Source organism: Novosphingobium sp., assembly GCF_031424035.1.
GTDB lineage: Bacteria > Pseudomonadota > Alphaproteobacteria > Sphingomonadales > Sphingomonadaceae > Novosphingobium.
In genome coordinates this window covers 41,069-49,425 of sequence record NZ_JANPGP010000073.1, presented here as the reverse complement: position 1 = coordinate 49,425, position 8,357 = coordinate 41,069, and the positions used below count along the sequence as shown (strand labels likewise).

6 protein-coding genes and 1 tRNA gene are annotated in these 8,357 nt (G+C 64.4%); 4 read left to right on the top strand and 3 right to left on the bottom strand.

The genetic code is table 11. The features are described 5' to 3' along the window. The coding region (locus tag RMO89_RS11385) for a TonB-dependent receptor plug domain-containing protein (protein ID WP_310533191.1) at nt 1-2,426 on the bottom strand (2,426 nt) is incomplete at its 3' end. Between the two features lie 197 nt (nt 2,427-2,623). Between RMO89_RS11385 and RMO89_RS11380 the strand changes: the two genes are divergently transcribed. From RMO89_RS11380 to RMO89_RS11370, 3 genes are read left to right on the top strand one after another with little or no spacing between them, the layout of a single operon-like run. Continuing rightward, complete coding sequence (locus RMO89_RS11380) at nt 2,624-3,862, top strand: pectate lyase (protein WP_310533190.1); 1,239 nt, start codon at nt 2,624-2,626, stop codon at nt 3,860-3,862. Further along, nucleotides 3,838-4,857: an alpha/beta hydrolase gene (locus tag RMO89_RS11375; RefSeq protein WP_310533189.1), complete on the top strand. Its 1,020-nt coding sequence runs from the start codon at nt 3,838-3,840 to the stop codon at nt 4,855-4,857. The genes RMO89_RS11380 and RMO89_RS11375 overlap by 25 nt, the downstream gene beginning before the upstream one ends. Beyond that, on the top strand, nt 4,854-6,443 hold the full coding sequence (locus RMO89_RS11370) for a family 43 glycosylhydrolase (RefSeq protein ID WP_310533188.1): 1,590 nt from the start codon (nt 4,854-4,856) through the stop codon (nt 6,441-6,443). Before RMO89_RS11375 ends, RMO89_RS11370 begins: the two co-directional genes overlap by 4 nt. On the opposite strand, the gene fdhD is transcribed toward RMO89_RS11370, so the two are convergent. Continuing rightward, a complete protein-coding gene (gene fdhD / locus RMO89_RS11365; protein WP_310533187.1) occupies nt 6,440-7,234 on the bottom strand; it encodes a formate dehydrogenase accessory sulfurtransferase FdhD in 795 nt (264 codons plus the stop codon). The two genes, RMO89_RS11370 and fdhD, sit on opposite strands and share 4 nt — an antisense overlap. Before the next feature lie 177 nt (nt 7,235-7,411). On the opposite strand from fdhD, the gene RMO89_RS11360 reads away from it, so the two are divergent. Beyond that, nucleotides 7,412-7,487, top strand: a tRNA-Thr gene (locus RMO89_RS11360). A 55-nt stretch (nt 7,488-7,542) separates the two neighbouring features. On the opposite strand, the gene RMO89_RS11355 is transcribed toward RMO89_RS11360, so the two are convergent. Next, nucleotides 7,543-8,337, bottom strand: a complete 795-nt coding sequence (locus RMO89_RS11355; protein ID WP_310533186.1) for a site-specific integrase — start codon at nt 8,335-8,337, stop codon at nt 7,543-7,545. Nucleotides 8,338-8,357 lie beyond the last annotated feature (20 nt).

The window sequence follows — 8,357 nt, the reverse complement described above, 5'->3', positions numbered from 1 at the left end:
ATCAGGCCATCCATCGGTTCGTAGGTCAGGTTCATCGACGGCAGCCAGTCGGAATACTTGTTGCTGCCGAACAGCGGACGGCCCGCCGTAGAGTTGCCGATCGAGGTGACCGAAGTTTCGACATAGCGTTCGCCGATGTTGCCGCGCACCGGGCGGCCCAGCAGGTCGAAGGTGAAGTCGGCCTGGAAGTAGAGCCCCAGATCCTCTTCATCGACAGAATAATTCTGCGCGCCGCCGTTGCGCTTGTCGGTAATCCGCCAGTCGCCGTACTTGTTGATGCAGTTGCAGGTGAAGCCGTAAAGCGTTTCGAACTTCTGCAGGTCAGGCACGATGAACGAAGTGGTTCCGCCCGCCGGCACGTTGATGCCCTGGCCAAACTGGATCGTCTTCGCGACCGAGGCTGTGGTGACGCCCAGTTCCTTCAGCGTCGGGTTCAGCAGATCGTTGTTGCGCTCGAAGAAGCTGGTGGCGAACGAGAATTTCTTCCAGTTGCCGCCAAAGTTCAGCGTGAACTGGTCGTTGACCTTCCAGCTCATGTCGCCCTTCACCTGGCGGTACTTGTTGGTGACGTTGCGCTTGAAATAACGGATGCCGGAAAAGCCCTTCACGACTTCCCACTTGGTCGGATCTGTCGCATCGAAGCCAAGGTTGTAGACCGGCATGTCGCCGTCGCCGCGCTCGTCGTAAGTGAAGACTTCGGGCGTATCCATGCGGTTGAATTCGACCAGCTTGCCCACCGAATCGTTCCGCGATTCCGAAAGGCCGCCGATGATCGTCATCTTCAGGTTATCGCTGAATTCGTGGTCAAGCTGGCCCGAGGCCTGCTTGAACTTTGTGACATAGGACGAATAGTCGACTGCCGAGCGCCAGTCGACGCCGCGCAGCTTGAGATAGTCGGCCAAGCCGTTGGTGACATTGGCGTCCACCACTTCGACTGCCGGACGTCCGATCAGCGCGCCGCGGAAGGCAAGGTGGTTGGCGCTGGGCACATAGCCGACCGAGCTGGGGTTGTTGTAGTAATCGTAGGGGTCAAGGTTGTTCGGATTGCTTGAGAAGATGTTGGCGTTGGTCGGCGTCGTGCCACCCGGCACCACGGCAGCGGCGCCAAGGACCGAAGCGGTCGATGCATTCGCCGAACTGAGCGCCGTGGCAAAGGCCGGCGTCGTTCCGTAAAGCGACTGGCCGCAATCCTGTGGCGGGATGATGTCCGATCCGGCGTTGGGCGTGCACAGGCCTGGATAGAGCGCGCGTGCTGCAGTAATGGCCAGCGTATTCGATGCGGTGTTCAGCGTGGCGTTGGTGTTGTTGCGGTTGAGGCCCACCGTCTGCAACTGGTTGTAGGCGCTTTCGTTTTCGAACTTCGAATAGACACCGTCGATGCTCAGCCGGGTGCGGTCGCTGATCTGCCACTGGTAGCTGGCGGTGATGCCGAGGCGCTCGGTGTGGATGTCCTGCTGTTCGATATTGGCGAGCGCGGGAATGCGGACCAGGGAGTTATCGAAGCGGCCCGGCGTGTTGTAAGGCGCGCCCGGATAGAGCTTGGCATAGGCTGCCGGGTCCGAACCGGTCAGCAGGCTGATCACTTCCGGATTGGTGATGGCGCTCCCGAACGTGGTGCCGGTCGGCGCGGCAAAACCGCCGCGCTGCGGGTTTTCATTCCCGGTGAAGTCCGACGAGCGATAGAGGTAGTCCGACTGGCCGGCCTGACGGCGGTACTGGTCGATCGAATTGTCGGTCGTCGACCAGGCTGCCGAAACGAGGATACCCATCCGGTCATCAAGGAAGCGGGTCGATACAAGCCCGGCAAGGCGCGGGTTCCATTTCTTGGAATTCTCGCCGTAAGAGCCTTCTGCCGAGAGCGCGAGAGCGCGGCCCTTGTAGTCGAACGGGCGGCCCGTCTGCAGGTCGATCGTCGCGCCGAGCGAACCTTCGTCGGTCGAGGCGGACGGCGTCTTCTGCACCTTCAGCGAGCTGAACAGTTCGGAGGCAAAGGTATTGTAGTCGAACGAGCGGCTGCGGTTCGGGGTGGAGCCGGAATCGTTCGACCCGGCGGTTGCCAGTGCTTCAAGGCCGTTAAGCCGCGTGCGGTTGAAATCGCCGCCAAGGCCGCGCACCGTGATGCCGCGCCCGTCGCCGTTATCGCGGTCAATCGAGACACCCGGCAGACGCTGGAGCGATTCTGCCAGGTTGCTGTCCGGGAAGTCGGCGATGTCCTCAGCCGTGATAGCGTCGATCTGGGTAACCGCTTCGCGCTTTTCATTGATCGCGTTGCGCAGCACGGCGCGGAAGCCGGTGACGACAATCACGTCACCCGGAACGTCTTCCTCAGCGGCGGGAGCAGCAGCTTCTGCCGGAGCACTGGCTTGCTGGGCCATCGCAGGCACGGCCAGCGTGGTCCACAGGATGGCCGTGGCCGAAGATCCCATCAGGAACCTGCGAGTCGAATTCGAGTTGCGCATCAAGATCCTCCCGTTTCGCTCCGGTGCCTTGCAGACACCGGTGTCAATACACGGGAAACCTGGTCAGCCGGCTTTTACCGGTTGCGCCTTTCACGGCGCGCTCCTGCCCCCAGACTTCCTTCCACGCTTTCTTGACAGAGGCGGTTGCGCGGGGCAATAGAAAAATGACACCGGTTACCAAAATTGACGAGAGTGCGACCAAGCCGCCACATTTCGTCAAGAATGCCGGTGGTGGAGGACGGATGAGACGGGCGACCATTTTCCTGACGTTGATCGCCCTGCCGGCCCCCTTGCTGGCCAAACCGCAATTGGCCTTTCCCGGCGCGGAGGGCGCGGGCCGCTTTTCCGCCGGTGGGCGCGGCGGCAAGGTGATCGAGGTCACCACGCTGGCCGATTCCGGACCCGGCAGCCTGCGCGCCGCGATTGACGCGGCCGGTCCGCGCATCGTGCGCTTCAAGGTTGCGGGGACGATCCGCCTGCAAAGCGATCTGGTCATCCGGCAGCCGCGCATCACGCTTGACGGTTCGAACGCGCCAGCGGGCGGCGTGGCCATCGCCGATCATGGACTGGTAGTGAAAGCCGATGACGTGATCATCCGCCAAATCCGTTCGCGTCTGGGCAATCTTGGCGGCGGGCAGGGCGATGCGATCTCCGTGTCGAGCGGTAACCGCATCATCCTCGATCACGTGTCGGCCAGCTGGTCGGTCGATGAAACGCTGTCTGCCTCGGCGAATTACCAGCGCGAGCCGGGCATTTTCGACTTGACGGTGCAATGGTCGATCATCGCGGAATCGCTGCGCAAGGCCGGGCATGACAAGGGCGATCACGGCTATGGCAGCCTGATCCGCGGCGGCAAGGGTTCGCGCTTTTCGTTCCATCACAACCTCTGGGCGCATCATGTCCAGCGGATGCCGCGCCCCGGAAATTACACCCCCGCCGATGTCGATCCCAAGGGCGCCTTCATCGAATTCCGCTCCAACCTGTTCTACAACTGGGGCGGCAGTGCATCGGGCTACAATGCCGACAAGGGCAGCGCCGCGACCTACGCCTTCATTGACAATTGCTACGTCAGTGGGCCGGACAGCAAAGGCAAGGCGGTGTTCCGCGAGGAGAACCCGGCGGCGCGCAGCTGGTTCGCCGGCAACAGCCTCGATGGCGTGGTCCCCGCCGACCAGAAGAGCCTGACACTGGGCCTGTGGAACCCGCTCGCCGCCGCGCCTGACATTGCCCCGGTACGCGCCGATCCCGCTCCAAAGGGGTGCGAGGCCGTGCTAAAGGGGGCGGGCGCGGGACCGCGCGATACTGTGGACGCGCGGGTGGTGGCCTCGGTTCGGGCTCGCAGCGGCAGGATTATCGACAGCCAGGAAGAGGTGGGCGGATGGCCGGACCTGACGAAACGCTGAGGCTCAATCGCCGCAATCTGCTGGGCGCGGGGCTTGCCGTCAGTGCGCTACCGGCGCTTGCCCGTGCCCAAACGGCCCCACCGACGACCGGCAAGCCGCAAGCATCCGGCCTGCCGCAGCCGGTGGAAACCATCGACCTCTGGCCCAAAGGGGCGCCAGATGCACCGCGTGTTCCGCTCGTCGAAACGGTCAATGAACGGTCGACCGACGCTCTCGTCACTGACCGGGCCGTCTTTGGCATCAGCCGGCCGCGCATGGCGGTGTTCCGGCCCGACCGGCCCAATGGCGCGGCGGTCCTGCTCATGCCGGGCGGAGGGTACAAATGGGTTGTGGTCGACAAGGAAGGCTATGAAATGGCGCGCTGGCTGGCCGCGCGCGGCTTTACCGCTTTCGTGTTGTTTTATCGCCTGCCGGGCGAAGGTTGGGCGAGCGGCCCCGATACCCCTCTGATCGATGCCCAGCGCGCCACGCGACTGATCCGCCACCGCGCGAAGGACTTTGCCATCGATCCCGAACGCGTTGCCGCCATGGGCTTTTCCGCCGGCGGCCACGTCTGCGCCAGCCTGTCGACGCGTTTTGCCGTGCCGGTCTATTCGCCGGTTGACGCAGCGGACAAGCTCTCCGCGAGGCCCGCCTGCGCCGCGCCGCTCTACCCGGTGATCTCGATGGACCCTGCCATTGCCCACGCCGGATCACGCGCGCTGCTGCTGGGGTCAAAGCCTTCGCCGGGGCAGGAAATGGCATGGTCGCCCGACCAGACCGTCCCTGCCGATGCCCCGCCGCACTTCCTGCTCCACGCCGAGGATGACGACGCCGTCCCGGTGGAAAACACGCTGCGCTTCCACGCCGCGCTGCGCGAGCGCAAGGTGCCGGTGGAAATGCACCTGTTCACACATGGCGGCCACGGCTTTGGCCTGCGCAAGGCCATCGGCAAACCGGTCGAGGCCTGGCCCGACCTTTGGCGCGCCTGGGCGCGAACGACGGTGCTGGGATGACGATGGAAAGACGCGATGCCCTCAAGCTGGGCGGGCTTGGCGCCCTTGCCCTGAATGCCCCCGCTGCGATCGCCGCCGCCCCGCGCGACAAGTGGGGCCGGGGCTACGAAAACCAGCGTATTCCCGATCTCGGCAACGGCACCTTCCGCAATCCGGTGATCGCCGGCGACCGCCCCGATCCAGCCGTGCTGAAGGACGGTGCGGACTATTACCTGACCTTTTCCAGCTTCGATTCCTATCCGGGGCTGACGATCTGGCACAGCCGCGATCTGGTGAACTGGCAGCCGCGTAAGGCCGCGCTCACCCGCAACATCGGCTCGGTCTGGGCAGTCAGCCTGGAAAAGCACAAGGGCCGCTACTTCCTGTACATTCCGGTCAAGGCCAGCCCGAACGACATCTTCGTCATCTGGGCTGATCACATCGACGGCCCGTGGAGCGATCCCGTGCCGCTGGGCCTGCACGCCCACATCGACCCCTGTCACGCCGTGGGTGAAGACGGTTCGCGCTGGCTGTTCCTATCGGGTGGAGACCGGGTGCGCCTGTCGGACGATGGCCTCAGCCTCGCCGGCAGCCCCGAGCATGTCTACGATCCCTGGCGCTATCCCGATACCTGGGACGTCGAGGGCTTCAGCCCCGAAGGCCCCAAGATCCATCGCCGCGGCGACTGGTTTTACATGATTACCGCGGTCGGCGGCACGGCGGGCCCGCCCACCGGCCACATGGTCATCGCCGCACGCTCGCGCTCGATCCACGGGCCTTGGCAGCAGCATCCCGGCAATCCCCTGGTGCGCACCAAAAGCATCGGCGAGGCGTGGTGGTCGCGCGGCCATGCCAGCCTGGTCGAGGCGCCAGACGGTTCATGGTGGTCGCTCTACCACGGGTTCGAGAACGGTTACTGGACGCTGGGCCGCCAGTGTCTGCTCGATCCGGTCGAATGGACGAAGGACGGCTGGTTCCGCATGACCGGCGGCGATCTCTCACGCCCGATCCGCAAACCGCGCGGCGGCACCGCGCTGCGCCCCGGCATGCCACTGTCGGACGATTTTTCCGCCCCGCTGGCGCTCGGCTCGAAATGGTCGTTCTTCCGCCCCGCTCCCGATGAAGCCAAGCGCCTGCGCGTCGATGGCGGCGCGCTGCACTTCGCGGGGAAGGGCACCGCACCCTCCAGCGGATCACCCCTGCTGCTGATCGCTGGCGACACCTCCTACCGCTTCGAATGCGATATCGAGATCGCGCCGGGCGGCACGGCGGGGCTGGTGCTGTTCTACGACGACAAGCTCTACGCCGGCCTCGGCTTTGACGAAAAGCGCTTCGTCACGCACCAGTACGGCATCGAGCGCGGCCGCCCGGCCAATCCGCATGGGCGGCGAATGCGCCTTCGCGTGACCAACCGCCAGCACATCGTCTCCTACCATACCAGCGGCGACGGCGGCCAAACCTGGGTGAGGTTCGATCGCGGTATGGAAGTGTCAGGCTATCACCACAACGTGCGCGGCGGTTTCCTGATGTTGCGGCCGGGGCTCTATTCTGCCGGGCCGGGCGAGACCGTGTTCCGCGACTTCCGCTTCGAAGCCCTGCCGGATTAGAGGCTGTTCTGTTCAGGTGGCAGCGCCGGCCCGCTGACCCACAGCATCGAATCGTCGCGTGCGATCACCGCCAGCGCCAGCCCCGCCGCGCGCGCCCGCTCGACCGCGAGCGAGGTCGGCGCGGAAATCACCACCAGCAGCGGGCAGCGCGCCCGCACCGCCTTCTCGACCAGCTCATAGGACGCACGCGAGGTGACCACGAGGAACCCGTCTGCGGCAGACTGCCCACTGCGCGCCAAGGCACCGATCACCTTGTCGAGCGCGTTGTGCCGGCCAACATCCTCGCGCAGCACCAGCAGCGCGCCATTGCGCGCGCAGAACGCCGCCGCGTGTGTCGCACCGGTCGCTTGGCCGAGCAACTGAGCATCGCGCACCGATTGCAGCGCCTGCGCTATGGCCTGAGGTTCGGGCAGGGTGCTGGGTTCAAGCGGCGTTAGCGGTCGCAGCGCCATGTCGATGCTCTCCAGCCCGCAAATTCCGCAGGAACTGTCCCCCAGCCGTCGCCGCGCGCGCTCCATGACCGGCGCGATCCTATGCGCCGGCAGGTTGGTCCGCGCGACAATACCCGCGCCGCCGTCCGCAGAGTGCAGCACGATCTCCTCTATCTCGCTCGCCTCGGCGAGTCCCTCGGCCAGCAGGAATCCGGTGACGAAATCGTCGAGATCGCAGGGGCTGGTCATCATCACCGCATAGGCCACGCCGTTCACCTCGATCGCTACCGGCGTCTCAATCGGAATCGCCCGCTTCTCCGCCACCAGGGCGCCGTCATAGGTGCTGCGGCAAGCGGTCATCGCCAATGCGCCAGCTATCGTCGGGTCAGCTGAACAATCCATCGCCCCCCTATGCCACGCTCACCACTGCCCAGCCATCCCGGCAGCACCGCTTCATCACAATCCCGATTGCAACACCCGAAAACGACCGCTAAGGGGCCTCACCTGTCCGCAGCGGTTTCGGCCGAATTGTGACATGCCGCTTTAGCTCAGTCGGTAGAGCACATCATTCGTAATGATGGGGTCACAGGTTCGAATCCTGTAAGCGGCACCACCTTTTCCGCCATTTTCCGTACCTTGGCCGCTACGGCTCGATGTACCAGTGTACATCAAAACTCCACGGCAACCCCTGCGTCCTGCATGAATGAGGGGGAATACCTCGCATAGACCGATGCGGTCATGGCCAGCGAAGTGTGTCCAAGATACTGCGATATTTTCTGCATCGGCACATCGGCCTGCGCCATCCATACCGCGCAAGTGTGACGCAGAACGTGCGGACTGACTGCAATGCCCGTTGCCTTGGATAGCCGCTCGATTGCTTTCTTGACCGATGCCACCGGCTTCCCGCCGTACTCGATCACATGATCCGACAAAGCGCCTTCCTTGGCTTCCTCCAGGGCGGCTCTGGCGCGATTGTTCATCGGCACCACCACGCGGCGCTTGTTCGTCTGTGCGCGTCCTGCTGGCATGAAATTGACCGTGCCATGATGGAAGTCCACGCGGTCCCATGTCAGGTCCAGAATCGCAGCGGCCCGCGCGCCGGTCGCAAGCCCCAAGATCAGGAACAGCTTGATGTGCGGCGACTTGGCGGCATCGACCAGCTTGTTCGCTTCGGGCTTGGTCAGCCATCGTTCGCGCGGCGCTGATGCCGGGGGGAGCCATATCGCGGGCGCTTCGTCCTTGTACCGCCAACGCAGACATGCGCGCAGCAAGGCTAGGTCCGTCCTGATCGTGCTGGGTGAGTAGCCAAGGGCCTTGCGGGCGGTGTTGTACGCCCTGCAATCCTCGCGGGTTATCGCCGTGCCAAGCCGGTGCCAGAAATGATCCTTCAGCGCCAGTTCGTGCGTCTTGTACTCGGTCCCTACGCCGTCCCGCTGCCGGTCCTTGACGTACAGGGGCCACAAGTCCCCTACGCGCTCCGTGG

Bases quoted from the DNA above. Each gene is read 5' to 3' on its own strand.
- RMO89_RS11380 (WP_310533190.1), top strand. From the start codon at position 2,624: ATGACACCGGTTACCAAAATTGACGAGAGTGCGACCAAGCCGCCACAT.
- RMO89_RS11375 (WP_310533189.1), top strand. From the start codon at position 3,838: ATGGCCGGACCTGACGAAACGCTGAGGCTCAATCGCCGCAATCTGCTG.
- RMO89_RS11370 (WP_310533188.1), top strand. From the start codon at position 4,854: ATGACGATGGAAAGACGCGATGCCCTCAAGCTGGGCGGGCTTGGCGCC.
- fdhD (WP_310533187.1), bottom strand. From the start codon at position 7,234: ATGACCGCTTGCCGCAGCACCTATGACGGCGCCCTGGTGGCGGAGAAG.